The following is a 17728-nucleotide window of genomic DNA, read 5'->3' as shown; positions in this document are numbered from 1 at the left end:
GACGTCACCTTCCGTTTTCGCGGGTCAGCCGGTGCCGTCCTCGGCCAGCACGACCTCGAGGGTGCGCGGCCCGTGGACGCCCTCCACGCGGTCCAGCTCGATGTCGCTGGTCGCGGACGGGCCGGAGATCCAGGTCAGCGGACGGGTCGGGATCAGGCGTTCCAGGGCCTCCGGCACGGAGGACACCACCTGGTCCGGTACGCGCACCACGCAGACGTGGTGGTCGGGGATCAGGGTGATGCGACGGCGGCCCTGGTCGGGGGAACCGTCCAGGACGATCGTGCCGGTCTCGGCGATCGCCACCGCGCAGCCGGTGACCACGCTGTCGACACGGTCGAGTTCGCCCGGCGTGCTCTCCGCCCGGTCCTCCACCCGTGTGATGCCCGGGTCCGTGTCCGCCAGCCACGCCGGGTCGAGCCCGGTCGGGACGAGCACGCTCGCCGACCCCCGATGCGCCAGCAGACGGGCGATCAGCGCGGGCAGCCCGGCGGTGTCGCTGCGGTGCACGACGGCACGGTAGTCCGCCAGGTTGGCCGCCAGCAGGTCCACCGTCGCGGCGACGTCGCGGTCCCCGTGCCGCCGCAGATAGGGGCGGGGCACGGCCTCCTCGTACGGGGTGTCGTCCGGCGGCACGTCCGCCAGCGCGCGCCGCACCCGGCCCAGGATCCGCTCCCTGCTGCTCACTTCGCCTCGTCCTTTCCGCCGCGGGTGCGCTGCCACCAGTCACGGAACGACTCCGCGGGCACCGCGGGCAGATCCCGGCCCGCGCTCCAGGCCCGGCCGGGACCCGGCAGGGCACGGGGATGGAACCGCCGGGTGCGCGAGGCGAGCCGCTGCCCGGCGGCCAGCGCACCCGGATGGGCGAACGCCCAGCGCGCCGCCCGCATCGCCGCCCGCTCGGCCACATGGCCCTTCGCGGGGCGCAGCACCACCTTGTTGCCGCCGCGGGTCGCCGTTCCGCCCTCGGCGACCCGCTCCCGCAGATGCACCAGCACCTCGGGGATGTCGATGGCGACCGGGCACACCTCGTAGCACGCGCCGCACAGCGACGACGCGTACGGCAGCGAGGCGTCGATGGCCGAGGCCGTGCCCCGCAGCTGCGGGCTGAGGATCGCGCCGATCGGGCCGGGATACACCGAGCCGTAGGCGTGCCCGCCGGCCCGCTCGTACACCGGGCACACGTTCAGACAGGCCGAGCAGCGGATGCAGCGCAGCGCCTGACGGCCCACCTGGTCGGCGAGGGTGTCGGTGCGGCCGTTGTCCAGGAGCACCAGGTGGAAGGTGCGGGGGCCGTCGTCGTCGGCGGTGCCCGTCCACATCGAGGTGTACGGGTTCATCCGCTCGGCCGTGGAGGAACGGGGCAGGGTCTGCAGGAACACCTCGAGGTCCCGCCAGGTCGGCACGATCTTCTCGATGCCGACCACCGAGATCAGCGTCTCCGGCAGGGTCAGGCACATGCGCCCGTTGCCCTCGGACTCCACGACCACCAGCGTGCCGGTCTCGGCGACCACGAAGTTGGCACCCGAGATGCCGACCTTGGCGCGCAGGAACTTCTCCCGCAGATGCAGCCGGGCCGCCTCGGCGAGTTCCGCGGGTGTGTCGGTCAGCCCCTCGGGGGCAGGGCGGCCCCACGCACCCATCTCGGAGCGGAAGATGTCCCGGATCTCCCCGCGGTTGCGGTGGATCGCCGGGACCAGGATGTGCGAGGGCCGGTCCTTGCCCAACTGCACGATCAGCTCGGCCAGATCGGTCTCGTACGCCCGGATGCCCTCGGCCTCGAGCGCCTCGTTCAGCCCGATCTCCTGCGTGGCCATCGACTTGACCTTGACGACCTCCCGCTCGCCGGTCGCCTTCACCAGGTCGGCCACGATCCGGTTGGCCTCGGCGGCGTCCGCCGCCCAGTGCACGGTGCCGCCCGCCGCCGTCACCGCCTCCTCCACCCGCACCAGATAGCGGTCCAGATGGCGCAACGTGTGATCCTTGATCCGCCGTCCCGCCTCGCGCAGCTCCGCCCAGTCGGACACCTCCGTGACCGCCTTGGCCCGCTTGGCGCGGATGGTGTGCGTGGCGTACCGCAGGTTGCCGCGCAGCGTCGTGTCGCGCACCGCCGCGTGCGCCGCTCGAGGGAACGACGGGAACGCCGGGTCGCCGGGCCGCGGCAGTGCGGGCATGCCCAGATCGGTGGTGCTCATGCGGCCGGGTCCTCCTCGGTGCTCGCCAGGATCTCCGCGATGTGCACCGGCCGCATGCCGGTGCCCAGCCGGGTCATCGTTCCGCCGATGTGCATCAGACAGGAGTTGTCGGCCGCGCACAGCACCTCGGCACCGGTCGACGCCGCGTTGCGCACCTTGTCCACACCCATCGCCGTCGAGACGTCCGGGTTCTTCACCGAGAAGGTGCCGCCGAACCCGCAGCACTCCTCCGCACCCGGAAGCTCCACCAGCTCCAGCCCCTTCACCGCCTCGAGCAGCCGCCGCGGCCGGTCCCCGAGGCCCAGCGAGCGCAACCCGTGGCAGGTGGGGTGATAGGTCACCCGGTGCGGGTAGTACGCCCCGACGTCCGTCACCCCCAGCACATCGATCAGGAACTCCGTCAGCTCGTACGTCTTCGGCACCACCGGCGCCAGCGTCCGCGTCAGGGTGTCGCCCCGGCCCTCGGAGCGCGCCCGTTCACCCATGCGGGGATACAACTCCCGCACCATCGCCCCGCACGACCCGGACGGCGTCACGATCGCCTCGTAGTCCCGGAACACCTCGGCGAACCGCCGGGCCAGCGGCTCGGCCTCGTGCCGGTACCCGGTGTTGTAGTGCGCCTGCCCGCAGCACGTCTGGCCCAGCGGGAAGTCCACCTCCACACCCAGCCTGGTCAGCAACTTCACCACGGCGCGCCCGGTGTCCGGGTACAGCGTGTCGTTGACGCACGTCAGAAAAAGCGCGACACGCATCGCGGCTCCTTGTTCTCGCTCGTCGAATACGGGAAGCCTAGCCAGGCACGGAAGGCACCGGCAGAATGCGCGGCACGGCGTGGCGGGCGCTCACCCACCCCTGCCGGGCGGCGAGCCGGTCCTCGGCCGCCGCCACACGGCGGTGTCCCCGCGCGGCGCGTACCGCTCGAACGGCCGTGGACGGGACCCGGCTGCTGGAGGAGACCGAGGCGCCCACGGGCACCGCGGGCCGGCACGAGCACCGCCGCGTGGTGCTCCAGCCGGAGCCGGTGGTGCGCGGTTCCACCCTGCCGGGCGCTGCCCCGAGGGTGCGCGGGCCGCTGACCCGAGGGCGCACGGGAAGAAGGCGGCCCCCTTCGGTCCGTCGCCGCAGGAATGTGTGCTGAACTGGGTCGCGGCCGTAGAACCTGCGCCCCGGGGAGATCCCTTGACTGTCACCTACCGCCAGCCCGGCGTCGTCCTCACCGATCACACCTTCACCGTGCCGCTCGACCACGACGACCCGGCGGGGGAGACCATCGAGCTGTACGCCCGGGAGGTCGTCGCGAGCGACAAGGCGGACCAGGACCTGCCGTGGCTGCTGTACCTGCAGGGCGGGCCCGGCTTCGGGGCGAACCGTTTCATCGGCAGACAGGCCTGGCTCGGCCGGGCCCTGCAGGAGTTCCGGGTGCTGCTGCTGGACCAGCGCGGCACCGGCCGCTCCACCCCCGCCAACCGCCAGACCCTCCCGCTGCGCGGAGGACCGGCCGAACAGGCCGACTACCTCACGCACTTCCGCGCCGATTCCATCGTCCGCGACTGCGAGGCCATCCGCCCCCGCCTGACCGGCGGCGCCCCCTGGACGGTCCTCGGCCAGAGCTTCGGCGGCTTCTGCACGGTGCACTACCTCTCCGTCCACCCCGAGGGACTCGCCGCCGCGCTGATCACCGGCGGGCTGCCCTCCCTCGACGCCCACGCCGACGACGTCTACCGCGCCGCCTACCCGCGCATCGAACGCAAGGTCGCCGCCCACTACGCCCGCTACCCGCAGGACGTCGAACGCGTCCGCCGCATCGCCGACCACCTGCTCACCCATGACGTCGTCCTGCCCAACGGCTACCGCCTGACCGTCGAGGCCTTCCAGTCCCTCGGCATCATGCTGGGCACCGGCGACGGCAGCCACCGCCTGCACTTCCTGCTGGAGAACGCCTTCGTGCACACCCCGGCGGGCCCCGCCCTGTCCGACGCCTTCCAGGAACAGGTCCTCGGCCAGCTGTCGTACGCCGCCCACCCCCTGTACGCCCTGGTCCACGAGGCCATCTACGCCCAGGACGCCCGGCCCACCGCCTGGTCGGCCGAACGGGTGCGCGCGGAGTTCCCCCGGTTCGACGCCGCGAAGGCGCTGGCGGGCGACGAGCCGGTGCTGTTCACCGGCGAGTCGGTGCACCCGTGGATGTTCGACTGCGACCCGGCGCTGCGCCCGCTGCGCGAGACGGCCGAGCTGCTCGCCGCCCGCACCGACTGGCGGCCCCTGTACGACCGGGACCGGCTCGCCGCCAACGAGGTCCCGGCCGCCGCGGCCGTCTACCACGACGACATGTACGTCGACACCGCCCACGCGCTGCGGACCGCCCGCGCGATCCGCGGCCTGCGCACCTGGGTCACCGACGAGTTCGAGCACGACGGCGTCCGGGCCGGCGGTCCCCGTGTGCTGGACCGACTGCTCGCCCTGGTGCGCGACGAGGTCTGACTCCGTCCGCCGGGGTCGACTGCCGGGCCGGGATCCGACCCTGCTCCGGGACCTGGCCCCTGGGACGGGGCACGACCCCTGCTCCGGGACCTGGCCCCTGTCCGGTCCGGGGCCGCTTTCCGGTCGCGACGAGACCTGACCGTCACGGATCGCCGTCCGCCCGCCGTCCCGCCGGCCGGTGCCCTGGGACCGGGGCGCGGCCCGGTCCACCGCGGCGCGCCCCGGCGGCCCGTGTGCGGGGCCGTGCCCCGGGCCGCGAGACAGGCGGTGCCCCGTGCGCCCGTGCTCTGCCGACGTGCCGGACTCGAGCGACGGTGCCGCGCACCGCGGTCCGGCCCGCCCGCCCGCATCCGTACGCCCCCGGTATGCCCCCGGACGACGGCCCCCGCCGGTTGGCGCCCGCCGCGATCCCGGGTAGCTTAGGCAAGCCTTACCTTAGAGGAGGTTCCGGGATGGATGACAGCCAGTCGTGGGCCGCGATGCCGTCCGTGGCACAGCAGGCGCGATCGGTGCTCGCCACCGCCTTCTCCTGTGCCGTGACCGCCGCCGGCGGCCGGGAGGACGTCGTCGGAGCGCACACCGTGGCCGAGGACGGACGGGTGCTCCTGCGGGTGCCCGAGGACGGCCGGCTGAACGCCACCGTGACCTGCGCGCCACGGGGCGAGCTGCCCGCCGTGCTGGAGTTCGCCGACGTGGCACCCGTCCCCGTGCGCCGACGCATCCGCGCCCGGTTGTGGCTCGCCGGACGGTTCGCGCCGGGGGAGGACCATCTCGTCTTCCGGCCGCTGCGCGTCGTGCTGCGCCGGCCCTCGGGCACGGTCGTGGTCGACCCCGACGAGTTCGCCGGCGCCGCACCCGACCCGCTGGCCGGTGCGGAGGCCCGGCTGCTCACCCACCTCGCCGACTGCCACCAGGACGCGGTGGACCGCCTCACCCGGCTCGTCCGCGCCGACAGCCTGCACGGCGCGGTCCGTGTCCGTCCCCTCGCGGTGGACCGGCACGGCCTGACCCTGCGCATCGAGCGGCCCCGCACCGACGGCGACGTACGCCTCCCCTTCCACGCACCCGCCGACGACGTCTCCGCACTCGCCGAACGCATGCACGTGCTGCTGTCCCAGGCGAGCGCCGAGACCTGCCCGCGCGCCCTGCGGCGGCAGCAGCCGGACGGCGAGGGGTGACGACGGTGCCGCCCCGCCGTGCACCGGCTCCGGTGCACGGCGGGGCGGCCCACCGCACGGCGCGTCTCACCGGGGGCCGCGCGCCGGCACCCCCAGCCGTTCCGCGATCCGGGCCAGGCGCGGCATCCGCTCGCGGCGCTGCCGGGTGAGCCGGTCCAGCTCCTCCAGCAGCCGGTTGGACCGGTGCTCGATGTCCATCTCGTCCAGAATGCGGTTCACCTCGGTCAGCACCGCCCCCAGCAGCTGCCAGTGGCCGGTGTCCTGCTGCGCCTCCTGCCACAGCAGCCGGGCCAGCTTGTCCCGGGTGGCCGAGGCCTGCCGCAGCTCGGCGGCCAGCCGCTCCTCGGCCGACTCGGCGCTCAGCCGTACGTCGGTGGTCACCAGCACCGCGTAGCTGACCACGGCGTCGGAGATCTCCGACAGCAACTGCCGGACCAGCGGCGCGGTCTGCGGGGAGAACAGCGGCTGCGGCGCGCGCTGCTTGGCCAGATCGGTGAAGGTGCGCGACAGCACCCGCAGCACGACCGTGCAGATCTCCAGGGTGTCCAGCCCGGTGCGCAGCACCACCCGGGTCAGCAGCCCCTCGCGCACCCGCGGGTTCAGCCGCAGGCTGTCCTCGGCCTGCCGCAGGGCCGCGTCCACGTCGGCGATGGCGTGGTCCAGCCGGCGTGCCTCGTGCAGCCGGGCCGCCGCGCGCGCCACCGAGACGCCCTCGGCGGCCTCCTCGCCCATGTGCAGCATCAGCCGGCGCATCCGGCGCGCCAGCCCCTCGATCGACTCACCGGCCTCCTCGGTCCACACCGGGGGAGCCAGCAGCAGATTGCAGCCCATGCCGACCACCGCGCCGATCACCGTCTCCACGATGCGCGCCCAGGCCGTGCTGCCGACGCTGGTGACCCCCAGCACCAGCATGGCGCTGATCGCCACCTCCGCCACGAACTCGTCCACCCGCACCAGATGCCCGACGCCGAGTCCGGCCAGGATCACCAGGGCCAGGCTCCACCACGTCAGACCCACCAGTTGCGAGAAGGCGATCGCCACGAGCACGCCCGCCAGCACCGAGTTCACCCGGCGGATGCTCGTCTTCAGCGTGGCGAAGAGAGTGACCTGGACGACCAGCAGCGCCGTCAGCGGCGCGGTCAGCGGTGCCGGCTCCGGGCTGAGCCGCTTGGCGATCACATACGCCACCGTCGCCGCGACCGTCGACCGCAGTGCCTGGACGACGACGGGATCGCGGTGGCGGCGCAGCAGTCGTACCAACGACGCCGGCCACTGCCGTAGATCTCGCATTGGTGCGATCTTCCCCGTTCGAGGAGGAGCCGAACGTCCTGTCGCCCTTCAGGCCGGACTCTGGGCCGTGCCGCCGTGGCGAGGCCGGCCGGGCCCGGGTGGCCGGCGGGCTGCCGTCACGCGGACAGCTTGTCGAGGAATGCCGCCAGGTTGCCGCGCGTCCGGTCGATCTGCTCCTGCAGGGTCAGGCTCTCCTGCAGGCGGCCGCCCCCCACGGGCAGCTTCCGGCCGCGGACGTACAGCGAACAGGCCAGGTCGGCGCAGAGGTACGCGCCGACCGAATGGCCCTCGCGTCCGGCCGCGCCCGCCTTGCGGGCGGTCATCAGCGCGACGCCGTCGCCGCGGTGGGTGGTCAGGCACACCGAGCACATGCTGCTGTGCAGCACACCGCGCTGGGAGGACGGCAGCCGCAGGGCCACGCCCACCAGGCGGCCGTCCCGCTCGGTGACCACATAGCTGCGGTCCGGGGCGCCCGGGTCCCGCCAGCCGAGGAAGTCCAGGTCGTCCCACGGGCGCTCGGACAGGTCCCGGGGGACGAACAGCCGCTTGGCCTCGCCCTTGGAACAGTTGACGAACGAGCTGCGGATCTCCGCCTCGGCGAGTGGCCTCATGGGTGGCTCCCGACGTCGTGGCCCGTGCGCACGGCACGATGCCTAAAGGTTTTAGGTGCTTCCCTAGGATAGGCAGGGCAGGAGGTGCGGTCTCCACCGGATTTCCGTGACCGGCGCGGGCCCGGTGTCGAGCGCGGTGCCGGGCCGCGGTGCCGGGCCGCGGTGCCGGGCCGCGGTGCGCCGGGCTCCGGTGCGCAGGGGCGGGGCGGAAACGGGAGGAGAGGCGAGGAGAGAAAGAGACTTAATTCATTACGTTGAATAAGAGGAAGAGAAAGTCGCGTCGCGGTGTCTCGTGGCGGTATGTTGCAGCTCGGGCCGAGTTCTGGACAAAGGGGGCCACATGGCGGGGCGGAACGGGCGCACGGTGCGCGATCTCAGGCGGGGCAACCGGACGGCCGTGCTGCAACGGCTGTACTTCGACGGACCCCTCAGCCGCTTCGAGCTCGGCCCGGCGACCGGCCTCAGCTCCGGCTCGGTCAGCAATGTCGTGGCCGAACTGATCGCCGACGGGCTGGTCGAGGAGGCCGGCAGCGTCGGCTCGGACGGCGGCCGGCCGCGCACCCTGCTGCGGGTCGCCCCGGGAAGCGGGCACATGATCGGCGTGGACGTCGGCGAGACACGGGTCCGTGTCGAACTGTTCGACCTCACGCTGACCGAGCTGGCCCGTGCCGACCGTCCGCTGGCGCCTCAGCGGCCGGGGCACGCCGCCCAGCGCTACGACGTCGAGGTGATCGCCGGGCACATCCGGGACGGCATCGCCGAGGTGCTGTCCGAGGCAGGCCTGGAGCCCGAGCGGCTGCTCGGCGTCGGCATCGGCGTCCCCGGCATCGTCGAGTGCACCGAGGACCGGGGTGCGGTCGTGCACGGGCAGACCATCGGCTGGGACGCGGTACCCCTGGAGAGCCTGCTGCGCGAGGCGTCCCCGCTGCCCGGCAGCGTGCCGTACTTCATCGACAACGGCGCCCGGACGCTGGGCCAGGCCGAGATGTGGTTCGGTGCCGGGCGCGGGGCGGGCAACGCGGTCGTGGTGCTCCTCGGCTCCGGTGTCGGCGCCTGCGTGGTCACCCCGGAGGTGGACCGCGGCCGGGCCGTGGAGTGGGGACACCTGACGGTACGGGTCCGCGGGCGCCGCTGCCGGTGCGGAGCCCTCGGCTGCCTGGAGGCCTACGCAGGAGCGGAGTCGCTGCTGGCCCGCTGGCGGGAGGCGGGCGGACGGCCGCCGGCGGACGCCGACGAGGAGACCGCGCTGTCCGCCCTGCTGTCCGCGGCCTGCCCGCCGGACGGCACCCCGGCCGACCCGGTGGCCCTCGGGGTGCTGGAGGAGACCGCCGAGTACCTGGGGGCCGGGCTGTCCGACCTGATCAATCTCTTCCAGCCGGAGCGGATCCTCATCGGCGGCTGGGCCGGCCTGCAGCTCGGAGCCCGCTTCCTGCCCGCGGTCCGCCGGCACACCGCCGCGTACGCGCTGCGCCACCCCGTGCGCAAGGTGACCGTGGACCTCGGCCGGCTCGGCCCGGACGCCGTCACCGTGGGCGCCGCGATCCTGCCGCTGGCCGACTTCTTCGCCCGCGGCGGCCGCCGGCCCGAACCGGAACCGCCCGCGCGCCGCCCGGCCTGGCAGGAGGCGCTGGCCGAACGCCGGGCATAGCCACGGGGTGGGGGCCGGTCACCGCTTGAGGGCCACACCGCCGTGGATGTGGGTGGGCTCGGGCGTGGTGCCGGGCTCCGGGCGCCACAGCGGGCAGGAGACGATGCCCGGCTCGACCAGCTCCAGACCTTCGTAGAAGGCGGCCAGCTGCTCGGGGCTGCGCAGCACGTACGGCACGGCGCCGGTGTCGTCGTAGCCCTGCTGGGCCTGCTTGAGCGCCTCGTCGGTGTCCGTGCCGTCGTAGTGGACGAAGCAGCTGCCCGGCGGCAGGGCGGCCCGGAGGCGGCGGACGATCGACCTCGCCTCCTCGTAGTCCTGGATGTGCCCGAGGATGCCCATGAGCATCAGCGCCACCGGCCGGCCGAAGTCCAGCGTCGCGGAGGCCTGCTCCAGGATGCGTTCGGGCTCGTGCAGGTCCGCGTCGATGTACTCGGTGACGCCCTCGGGCGTGCTGGTCAGCAGCGCCTGGGCGTGACGGAGCACCAGCGGATCGTTGTCGACGTAGACGATGCGGGACTCGGGGGCGATGCGCTGGGCGACCTGGTGGGTGTTGTCGTAGGTGGGCAGCCCGGTGCCGATGTCGAGGAACTGGCGGATGCCGAGATCGCGGGCGACGAAGGTCACGGCACGGATCAGGTACTGGCGGGAGGTGCGGGCCATCGTCTCGATGGCGGGGGCGTGCGCGCGGTAGGCGTCGCCCGCGATCCGGTCGACCTCGTAGTTGTCCTTGCCGCCCATCCAGTAGTTCCAGATGCGGGCCGAGTGCGGCACCGTTGTGTCGATCTTGGACAGCGCTTCCTGGTGTGGGGTGAGCTGGCCTTCTGCCATGGTGGACCTCTCTGCCGTGCATCACGCGGTCGGAAGGCAACTTACCGTCAACGCGTGGCTGCGAAAGGTGAGTTGACGACGGCGGGCGGAGCGGCGGTGTCCGGCGGCCGGGACGGGGGGCGGGACCGTCCGCGCGGCGGGAGGTGCGCGCGGACGGTCCCGCGGGGTCGGGCCGGTCCGCGGCCCGGGCACGGTTCGGTCGCGGCCCGGAAGCGGTCCGGCCCTGGTCGGTGCGGGCGACGGCCCGGCCGTCCCCGGCGGCGTGCGCCGCGGGCGCCCGGCCCGCCGGACGGGCACCCGGTGTTCCTGCGGCGGTCAGTCGACCAGGAAGTCCGCCAGACCCGCCTTGGCGCCCCTGAGGAACGTCGCCATCTCCTCACGGGTGAAGATCAGCGCCGGGCCGTCCGGGTCCGTGGACTGACGCACCGCCACCCTGCCGTCGGGCAGCCGCTTCGCCTCCACGCAGGAGCCGCCGTTGGTCCCGCTCCAGGGCTTGTGCCAGCCCTCGGTGCCGAGTCCACCGGCCGGCATGCCGTTGCGGACGGTGTCGTCGAAGGACGCAGTGGCCATGGATCACAACTCCTTACGCAGCTCGTCCAGGATGTCCTTGGTCCGGCTGACCGGCTCCGCCTGCACGGACATCCGGTCCAGGACCTCCAGGTAGGTGACGACGTCCTCGGGCCGGTCGTAGTAGACCGAGCCCGCCAGGTTCTCCGTGTAGACGATGTCGGGCAGTTCGGAGAAGCCGAACCGGAAATGGTGGAAGGGGCCGTACGCTCCCGGGTGGGCACCCGCGGAGAACCGCATGACCTGGATCCGCACCGTCGGTATCTCCAGCGCCTCGATCATGCGGTCCATCTGCGCCCGCATCACCTCGGCGCCGCCGACGGGACGGCGCAGCACCGTCTCGTCCACGATGGCCCACATCACCGGGGCGTTCGGTTTGCTCAGCAGGTCCTGACGCCGCATCCGCAGATCCACGCGGCGGGCGATCTCCTCCTCGGACTCGTTGGGGAAACCGATCCGGAACAGCGCGGCGGCGTACTCCCGGGTCTGCAACAGGCCGGGCACATAATGCGGTTCGTACAGGCGGATGACGCTGGCCTCGCTCTCCAGGCTCACGTACGCCTTGAACCACTCGGGCAGCACATCCCGGTACGAGTACCACCAGCCGGGCTTGTTGGCCTCGCGGGCCATGTCGACGAAGTCGTCGATCTCCTCGGCCGCCGCTCCGTAGGTGCGCAGCAGTTCCTTCACATACGCGATGCGCAGGCCGACCTCGGCCTTCTCCATGCGGCGGACGGTCAGCGACGTCACGCCCAGGGCCCGCGCCGCTTCCTCGAACGACAGTCCGGCCTGTTCCCGCAGCTGCCGCAGGCGTTTGCCGAGGACCATCCGCAGGACGGTGGGCGCGGTGCCGCCAGAGCGGTTCTCGCTCACTCCTGACCTCCCGGAACGGCTGCCACAGCGGCAGTGTGCCATGCTCCCGGCGACAACGGCAGGGTGATGTGAGTCTTCCTGAAATTATCAGAACGCCAGTTGCGAGCTGAGTGTGTATCACATCATAGTGATCCGGGGGGCCGCCGCACGGGCCCTGTCTCCGGGCTCACCGCGGGCACCGGCGGGGAACCGACGGCCCGCCGCTTGCGGTGTTCCCACCGCATGCACGGGACTGCGAGGCGATATCTGGATGACCACCGTGACCGCTGGACAGCCGAACGCCGAGGGCGGCCCGGCCGGCCGAGCGCCGGCCGTTCTGATCGGGCCGCCCGAGCCCCACGGATACGACACGGTCGTCGGTACGGCCAGAGCGACGCCCGAGCCGGTGCGTCTTCGGATCACGGTGCCTGCGGACCCCTCCTGGGCGTCGGCCCTCAGGCGGCTCGTCACCGCGCAGCTGGTCCGGCTGCCGTTGTCGGCGGACCGGTGCGACACCGCGGTGCTGGCCATGGACGAACTGTTCGCCAACGCTGTCACCCACGCCAGTGACGGTCCGCGCGACAGCATCACCCTCACGGTGGAATGGAGCGACGGCACCCTGAGGGTGACGGTGGCGGACTCCTCGCCCGTCCTGCCGCAGCGCCGCACCGCCGGCACCGCCGCGGAGAGCGGACGGGGACTGGCCATCGTGGACGCGCTCGCCGACGACTGGGGCATGTCCCCGCCCGAGGCCGGCTGCCGCGGGAAGAGGGTGTGGTTCGTGCTGCGGGAAGGGAGGACGCGATGACCGCGCTCCCCGGACCGGCCCTGGCCTGCCCGAACCCAGCAACCGGAACCCGGGCCGCCGCACAGGGCACGCTCACCGGGCGGCGGCCGACGACGGCCTCCGCGGCCGCCCCGGCACCCCGGAGCCGTGCCACGGAGGCCGAGCAGTCGGACACCGGCGACCGGCCGACCGGTGCCGTGCGCCCGGACGACGACGAGGAGTCCCCTGGACAGGTGTGGTCCCCCGGACCGGCACAGGCCGCCGGCCCCGGCGAGAGGTCCGGCCCCGCCGTGGCGGACGAGCTGATGCGCCGGGCCCGGCTGGACCGGCAGGCGACGCGCGCGGCCGGCACCCGCCCCACCCCCGCATTCCGCCGCCGCCTCGCCGAGTGCCGCCGGGACAACGCCGCGGCCCTGGAGGCGATCGTGCGGCGGTACGGCTGGCCCGCCGTCGACGTCGTGGGTCCGGCCGCGTCGACCGCGGCGCTGATGATCCTGCTGCACGCCCCCGACCTGACGTTCCGGCTGCACTGCCGGGATCTGATCGAACAGGCCACCGCGGACGGCCGCGTCCCCGCCGTCCACTTCGCCTACATCGCCGACCACTGCGCCGTGGACCTGGGCGAACCGCAGTACTACGGGACCCGCGTCGACCCCGTCACCCTGCGCCCCTACCCGATCCGATGCCCGGAGACGGTCGACGAGCGGCGCCAGGACGTGGGACTCGGCCCGCTCGAGGAGCAGATGCGGGCGCTGCGGCTGCACCGCTGAGCACCCGGCCCGGCCGGGCGCGGCCGGACGGCTGGTTTCGCCGGTCACCGGGGCGGTACCCGCGCCTCGTCGCCGGTCACCGGGGCGGTACCCGCGCCTCGGCCCAGCACGCCGTGCGGCGGGAAGGGAGCAGGCCATGCCCGAGCACCCCCGGGACACACCCGGAACGAGGCGCGCGCCCGTCCCCCGGGACATGCCCGACCAGCAGGCCCGCCCGGACGAGGACCCCTGGGACGCCGCCGAGGCGCGCACGCGCCGAGCGGGCGGCACCGAAGCCACGTCAGGCCGCCCGGGCGACCGGGGCGGACCCGTCCCGGACGAGTCGCTGCCCGACACGGACGAGGCGGGCGCCGGGCGCCGCGGCGCACCGCGGGCCGCCACGGTCAACCCCGACCACCCGGCACCGGACGAGTCGCCCGGCTGACGACGGCGGCACCGAGCGACGGCGGCCCGGTGCCTCGGAGCATCGAGCAACGGGCGGGTGTCGTCGTGCTCCCGCACCCGGTCCGGACGGCCGCCCCGGGGCGGGCGGTGCTTCCGGGCGGCTCCCCGGTGGCCGCCGCGATCCGGGTCAACCGACCTTGCGGCCGCGCAGCGGCTCGGTGGCCGCACCGTCGCCGTGGTGCAGACCGTCGAGGAGTTCCTGAACGGCTTCGATCGCCGTGTGCCGTGGTTGCCAGCCCAGCTCCGTGTGCGCCCGGGTGCAGTCCAGCAGCGGGAGGCGCAGCAGCGCGTCGAACAGATGCGGCGACGCGGGCAGCAGATGCAGCCCCCATGCGGCGGCGATCGCCCCGCGCGCGGCACCGCGCGGCAGGTGGACCCGGCGCTGGACGCCCAGCAGCTCGCCGAGCACCCGGGCGTCCAGCGGCGGGTCGGCGGCCAGGTTGAAGGCACCGTGCACCTCGTGCCGCAGCGCCAGCTGAACGGCCCGGGCCCCGTCGTCGGTGTGCAGGGCCTGCACCCGCAGTCCGGGGATGTCGGGCAGGAACGGCAGCAGCTCGGGCCGCGCCAGCGGCCCCGGCAGGAGGCGGCCGCCGAAGATGCGCCGCTGCTCGCTCGCGGCCTCCCGTTTGAACAGGAACCCGGGACGCAACCGCACCACCCTGATGTCCGGGTGGTCCCGCTCGAAGATGTCCAGGGCCCGCTCCAGGTAGGCCTTCTCCCGGGTGTAGGCGGCGTCCGGCCAGCCGTGGGTCGGCCAGGACTCGTCCACCGGACGGTCCTTCGGTCCCGGCGAGTAGGCACCGATGGACGAGGCGTGCACCAACGTCGGCACCCGGGCGGCGGCCACCGCCTCGAACACCCGGATGCTGCCGAGGACATTGGTGCGCCAGGTCGCCGCCGGATCGTGCGTGGGCTGGAAGGCCCAGGCCAGATGGATCACGGCGTCGGCGCCCGCGAACTGACCGGCGAGCGAGGTCTCCTCCGAGGCGATGTCGACCGCGGACCACTCCGTCTTGGGCGGCGACCAGTCGGGGACCCGGCGGGCCAGGCCCCGGACGGTGCCGATGTCCGGGTCCTCGGACAGGAGGCGGACGACACTGGTCCCGACGTTGCCGGTGGCACCCGTGACGACGACCCTGTTGCCCGGTGCACTGCTCACCTTGGGTCTCCTCTCGGCAGGGCGGACGGACGCACCCCCGAGTACCCCCGCACCGCCGGATCCACCCGGCCGCATGACCGCCGCACCCCGCGGACGCTTCCGCCCGCGCCACCGAGGGATGCGGCGGCGCGGACCGCGACCGGAGCCCTGTGGGCGAAGCCGCCGTCGGCGAGCGCGGCCGCGTACCGAAGGGTGTCCCCGGCCGCGTACCGCGCAGAGGGGCGACGGCCCTGTTCAGGCGAGCGCGCTGTCCGCCAGCTCGGCCAGCAGGTGCGCGGGATCGTCGTACACCTCTTCCGCGCCCGCCGCCGTCAGATCGGCCCGCGGGATGCCGCCGCACAGCAGCCCCACACAGCGCACGCCGGCCGCGGCGCCGGCCCGCATGTCCCACACCGTGTCGCCCACGAACACCGCACGCGCGGCAGGCACCCCGGCCAACTCCAGGGCGCGTTCCACCGGTTCCGGCGCCGGCTTGCCCTGCCGCACGTCGTCGGAGGAGGCGGTGGCGTCCACGGCGTCGTCGGCGTCGAGGGCGCGGCGCAGCGCGCGCAGCTCCGGACCGCTCGCCGAGGTGGCCAGGACCACCGTCCAGCCCTCCTGGTGCAGACGGCGCAGCAGCCGCCCCGCGCCGGCGAAGGCGGGCAGCCGGTCGAAGTACTGCGCGTACAGCGTGGTGTGGGCCGCACCGATCCGGGCGTCCTCACCGGTGTCGCGGTCCTCGCCGAGCAGACGGGCGATCAGATCGGCCGAGCCCAGGCCGACGGCCCGGTGGATGGCGTGCATCGGCACCCGGTGGCCCGCCTGCCGGAAGGCCTCCCACCAGGTGACCACGTGGAGGTGGTTGGTGTCGACGAGGGTTCCGTCGACGTCGAACACGGCGGCACGGTCCATCGGCGTCGTCCTCTCTGCTGCCCGGCGACCCACACGTAGGGTTCCTGCTGCCCGGCGACCCGCACGCCGGGTTCCTGCTGTCCGGCACGCTGCGAGCCCGGCGACACCGTCCGCACCCGCGAGCCCGGCGAACTGTCCGGCGACACTGCGCGGACCTGCACGTCCGGCGACTCCGTCCGCACAGCCCGTCACCCGCCGCCGTTCGCCCGGGGGTGTGCGGCCGGGTACCACGTCAGGTGCCGGCCACGCCGGCCGGCAGACGGCGCTCGGCGGCCCAGGCCAGCAGGTCGTCCACGGACCACGTGGTCACCACCCGGGCGGGCGGCACCCCGCACTCCTCGGCGCGGGCGCAACCGCCCATCTGCCAGTCCAGCTGGCCGGGTGCGTGCGCGTCGGTGTCCACGGCCAACAGCACCCCCGCCTCCACGGCGCGCCGCAGCAGCCGCCGGGGCGGGTCGAGGCGCTCGGGACGACTGTTGATCTCCAAGGCGGTGCCGGTCTCGGCGCACGCGGCGAACACCTCGTCCGCGTCGAAGACGGACTCCGGCCGTCCCCGCCCGGTCAGCAGCCGACCGGTGCAGTGGCCCAGCACGTCCGCGTGCGGGTTGCGCACGGCGGCCACCATGCGACGGGTCATCGACCGGGCGTCCATGCGGAGCTGGGAGTGCACCGACACCACGACGACGTCGAGGCGCTCCAGCAGCTCCGGTTCCTGGTCGAGGGAACCGTCGGGAAGGATGTCGCACTCGATGCCGGTCAGCAGCCGGAACGGCGCCCAGGTCTCGTTCAGCTCCGCCACCGTCCGCAGCTGCTCGCGCAGCCGGTCGGGGGACAGCCCGTGGGCCACGGTCAGCCGGGGCGAGTGGTCGGTCAGCACCGCCCACTCGTGGCCGAGGTCCGCGGCGGCCCGGCCCATCTCCTCGATCGGGCTGCCGCCGTCGGACCAGTCGGAGTGCAGATGACAGTCGCCGCGCAGCAGCGCCCGCAGCCGTGCCCCGGCGCCGGTCGCCGGGCCGCCCGCCTCGTCCTGGAGCCTGCGCAGGTACCCCGGCACCTGTCCGGCCACCGCCTCCCGCACCACCTCGGCGGTCCGCGGTCCGACACCCTTCAGGGACTGAAGGGTCCCGGCCGCGGCACGCTCGGCGACCTCGCCGGCGGGCAGCGCGGACAGCACCCGCGAGGCCGTGCGGAAGGCCCGCACGCGATACGTCGGCGCCTGGCACCGCTCCAGCAGGAACGCGATCCGGTCCAGTGCCTCGACGGGGTCCATGGCCACCTCCACCACCAGGGTGGCCCCGGTCCGGGCGGGGCGCACCGCACGGCGGCACGGGTTTGTCCGGCACACCCCCGGGTACTGCGGTGCCCCGTCCGGAGCACCGCCCGCTGTGAGGAGGCGACCAGCATGTCCGGCACCTCACCCCCGGCCGTCACCATGGCCGTCGTCACCGGCTCCGACGCCGGCATCGGCCGCGCCACCGCCGTCCGGCCGGCCGCGGCGGGCACGGACGTCGGCGCCCTTCCTCGACCTCGGCCTCGCCGAGGTGCGCCGGGCGCCGGACGTGGACCTGACCGGCGACGAGTGGCGGCGTCCGTGAACACACTCGCCCGGTCCCCGGTGGCGAGGGCCCGGCCGGGCCTGCCGCCGCCCGCCGCTCCCGTCGGTGCCGGCGCGGTACCCCGGACCGGCGCCGGCACCGCACCTCGGACCGGAGGTATCGGACAAAACGTCCTAGGGTGGAAGACATGACCGAAAGCGCCAGCCCTCGCATCTCCCGGCCGCGGATCAAGGTGTCCGGGGTGTATCCGGGCGATCCGCCGTTCCGCATCGTGGAGATCGACGGTCAGGTGGTGGGGGAGGCCAGGACCGTCACCGACGTTCTGGAGGTCGCCGCCGCGTTCGGTGTCCCGGTGCACGACCTGGACGACCCGGACACCGTGCGCTGGGTGGGCGGCGACAAGTTCACCTGGACGCCTCGCCGGTAGGTGCGCCGTCGCTCGCGCGTGTGCGCAGCGCCTGCGTCCGTGGCCGG

18 protein-coding genes are annotated in these 17728 nt (G+C 74.1%); 7 read left to right on the top strand and 11 right to left on the bottom strand.

Going from position 1 to position 17728, the window contains the following annotated elements:
* Positions 1-24 precede the first annotated feature (24 nt).
* From OG899_RS01710 to OG899_RS01700, 3 genes are read right to left on the bottom strand one after another with little or no spacing between them, the layout of a single operon-like run.
* The gene (locus tag OG899_RS01710) at positions 25-684 is read right to left on the bottom strand and encodes a lactate utilization protein C (RefSeq protein ID WP_125497711.1); all 660 of its coding nucleotides are present in this window, start codon (positions 682-684) and stop codon (positions 25-27) included.
* Positions 681-2192 (bottom strand): LutB/LldF family L-lactate oxidation iron-sulfur protein, encoded by a 1512-nt coding sequence (locus OG899_RS01705; protein ID WP_373296671.1) that lies wholly within the window; start codon positions 2190-2192, stop codon positions 681-683. Before OG899_RS01705 ends, OG899_RS01710 begins: the two co-directional genes overlap by 4 nt.
* The gene (locus OG899_RS01700) at positions 2189-2944 is read right to left on the bottom strand and encodes a (Fe-S)-binding protein (RefSeq protein ID WP_125497710.1); all 756 of its coding nucleotides are present in this window, start codon (positions 2942-2944) and stop codon (positions 2189-2191) included. Before OG899_RS01700 ends, OG899_RS01705 begins: the two co-directional genes overlap by 4 nt.
* A 427-nt stretch (positions 2945-3371) precedes the next feature.
* Here OG899_RS01700 and OG899_RS01695 point away from each other — a divergent pair, with 427 nt between their 5' ends.
* Positions 3372-4673, top strand: coding sequence for an alpha/beta fold hydrolase (locus OG899_RS01695; protein WP_125497708.1), 1302 nt, complete (start codon positions 3372-3374; stop codon positions 4671-4673).
* Between the two features lie 452 nt (positions 4674-5125).
* Positions 5126-5851: a DUF2470 domain-containing protein gene (locus OG899_RS01690; protein ID WP_168130970.1), complete on the top strand. Its 726-nt coding sequence runs from the start codon at positions 5126-5128 to the stop codon at positions 5849-5851.
* A 66-nt stretch (positions 5852-5917) separates the two neighbouring features.
* Here the strand turns inward: OG899_RS01690 and OG899_RS01685 are convergent, their stop codons facing one another.
* Together OG899_RS01685 and OG899_RS01680 are read right to left on the bottom strand one after the other, a co-directional pair.
* Entirely contained in the window at positions 5918-7141 is a 1224-nt protein-coding gene (locus OG899_RS01685) for an aromatic acid exporter family protein (RefSeq protein WP_168130971.1), read from the bottom strand.
* A gap of 116 nt (positions 7142-7257) precedes the next feature.
* Positions 7258-7752 carry an FBP domain-containing protein gene (locus OG899_RS01680; RefSeq protein ID WP_125497705.1) on the bottom strand — a complete coding sequence of 165 codons (495 nt, stop codon included), beginning with the start codon at positions 7750-7752 and terminating at the stop codon, positions 7258-7260.
* 340 nt (positions 7753-8092) lie between these two features.
* On the opposite strand from OG899_RS01680, the gene OG899_RS01675 reads away from it, so the two are divergent.
* Positions 8093-9400, top strand: coding sequence for an ROK family transcriptional regulator (locus OG899_RS01675; RefSeq protein WP_125497704.1), 1308 nt, complete (start codon positions 8093-8095; stop codon positions 9398-9400).
* Positions 9401-9418: 18 nt separating this feature from the next.
* On the opposite strand, the gene OG899_RS01670 is transcribed toward OG899_RS01675, so the two are convergent.
* The 3 genes from OG899_RS01670 to OG899_RS01660 all read right to left on the bottom strand — a co-directional run bounded on the left by OG899_RS01670 (position 9419) and on the right by OG899_RS01660 (position 11668).
* Positions 9419-10228, bottom strand: coding sequence for an SAM-dependent methyltransferase (locus OG899_RS01670; protein WP_125497703.1), 810 nt, complete (start codon positions 10226-10228; stop codon positions 9419-9421).
* Positions 10229-10543: 315 nt separating this feature from the next.
* Entirely contained in the window at positions 10544-10798 is a 255-nt protein-coding gene (locus OG899_RS01665) for a DUF397 domain-containing protein (protein WP_125497702.1), read from the bottom strand.
* Positions 10799-10801: 3 nt separating this feature from the next.
* Positions 10802-11668, bottom strand: a complete 867-nt coding sequence (locus tag OG899_RS01660; RefSeq protein ID WP_229813768.1) for a helix-turn-helix transcriptional regulator — start codon at positions 11666-11668, stop codon at positions 10802-10804.
* Positions 11669-11918: 250 nt separating this feature from the next.
* Here OG899_RS01660 and OG899_RS01655 point away from each other — a divergent pair, with 250 nt between their 5' ends.
* From OG899_RS01655 to OG899_RS01645, 3 genes are all read left to right on the top strand, one after another.
* Complete coding sequence (locus tag OG899_RS01655; protein ID WP_168130972.1) at positions 11919-12455, top strand: ATP-binding protein; 537 nt, start codon at positions 11919-11921, stop codon at positions 12453-12455.
* Positions 12452-13204 (top strand): DUF6624 domain-containing protein, encoded by a 753-nt coding sequence (locus OG899_RS01650; protein ID WP_308431431.1) that lies wholly within the window; start codon positions 12452-12454, stop codon positions 13202-13204. The genes OG899_RS01655 and OG899_RS01650 overlap by 4 nt, the downstream gene beginning before the upstream one ends.
* A gap of 136 nt (positions 13205-13340) precedes the next feature.
* Positions 13341-13628 (top strand): hypothetical protein, encoded by a 288-nt coding sequence (locus tag OG899_RS01645; protein WP_125497700.1) that lies wholly within the window; start codon positions 13341-13343, stop codon positions 13626-13628.
* 147 nt (positions 13629-13775) lie between these two features.
* Here OG899_RS01645 and OG899_RS01640 read toward each other — a convergent pair whose 3' ends face one another.
* From OG899_RS01640 to OG899_RS01630, 3 genes are all read right to left on the bottom strand, one after another.
* Positions 13776-14807 (bottom strand): SDR family oxidoreductase, encoded by a 1032-nt coding sequence (locus OG899_RS01640; protein WP_168130973.1) that lies wholly within the window; start codon positions 14805-14807, stop codon positions 13776-13778.
* A 234-nt stretch (positions 14808-15041) separates the two neighbouring features.
* On the bottom strand, positions 15042-15698 hold the full coding sequence (locus OG899_RS01635) for an HAD family hydrolase (protein ID WP_125497698.1): 657 nt from the start codon (positions 15696-15698) through the stop codon (positions 15042-15044).
* Positions 15699-15930: 232 nt separating this feature from the next.
* On the bottom strand, positions 15931-16968 hold the full coding sequence (locus OG899_RS01630) for a PHP domain-containing protein (RefSeq protein WP_406310871.1): 1038 nt from the start codon (positions 16966-16968) through the stop codon (positions 15931-15933).
* 473 nt (positions 16969-17441) lie between these two features.
* On the opposite strand from OG899_RS01630, the gene OG899_RS01625 reads away from it, so the two are divergent.
* Positions 17442-17681: a hypothetical protein gene (locus OG899_RS01625; RefSeq protein WP_125497697.1), complete on the top strand. Its 240-nt coding sequence runs from the start codon at positions 17442-17444 to the stop codon at positions 17679-17681.
* Positions 17682-17728 lie beyond the last annotated feature (47 nt).

Source organism: Streptomyces thermoviolaceus, from assembly GCF_045209695.1.
Classification (GTDB): Bacteria; Actinomycetota; Actinomycetes; order Streptomycetales; family Streptomycetaceae; genus Streptomyces; species Streptomyces thermoviolaceus.
Note: the sequence above shows the minus strand (reverse complement) of the source record. Positions and strands in the feature narration are given on the sequence as shown.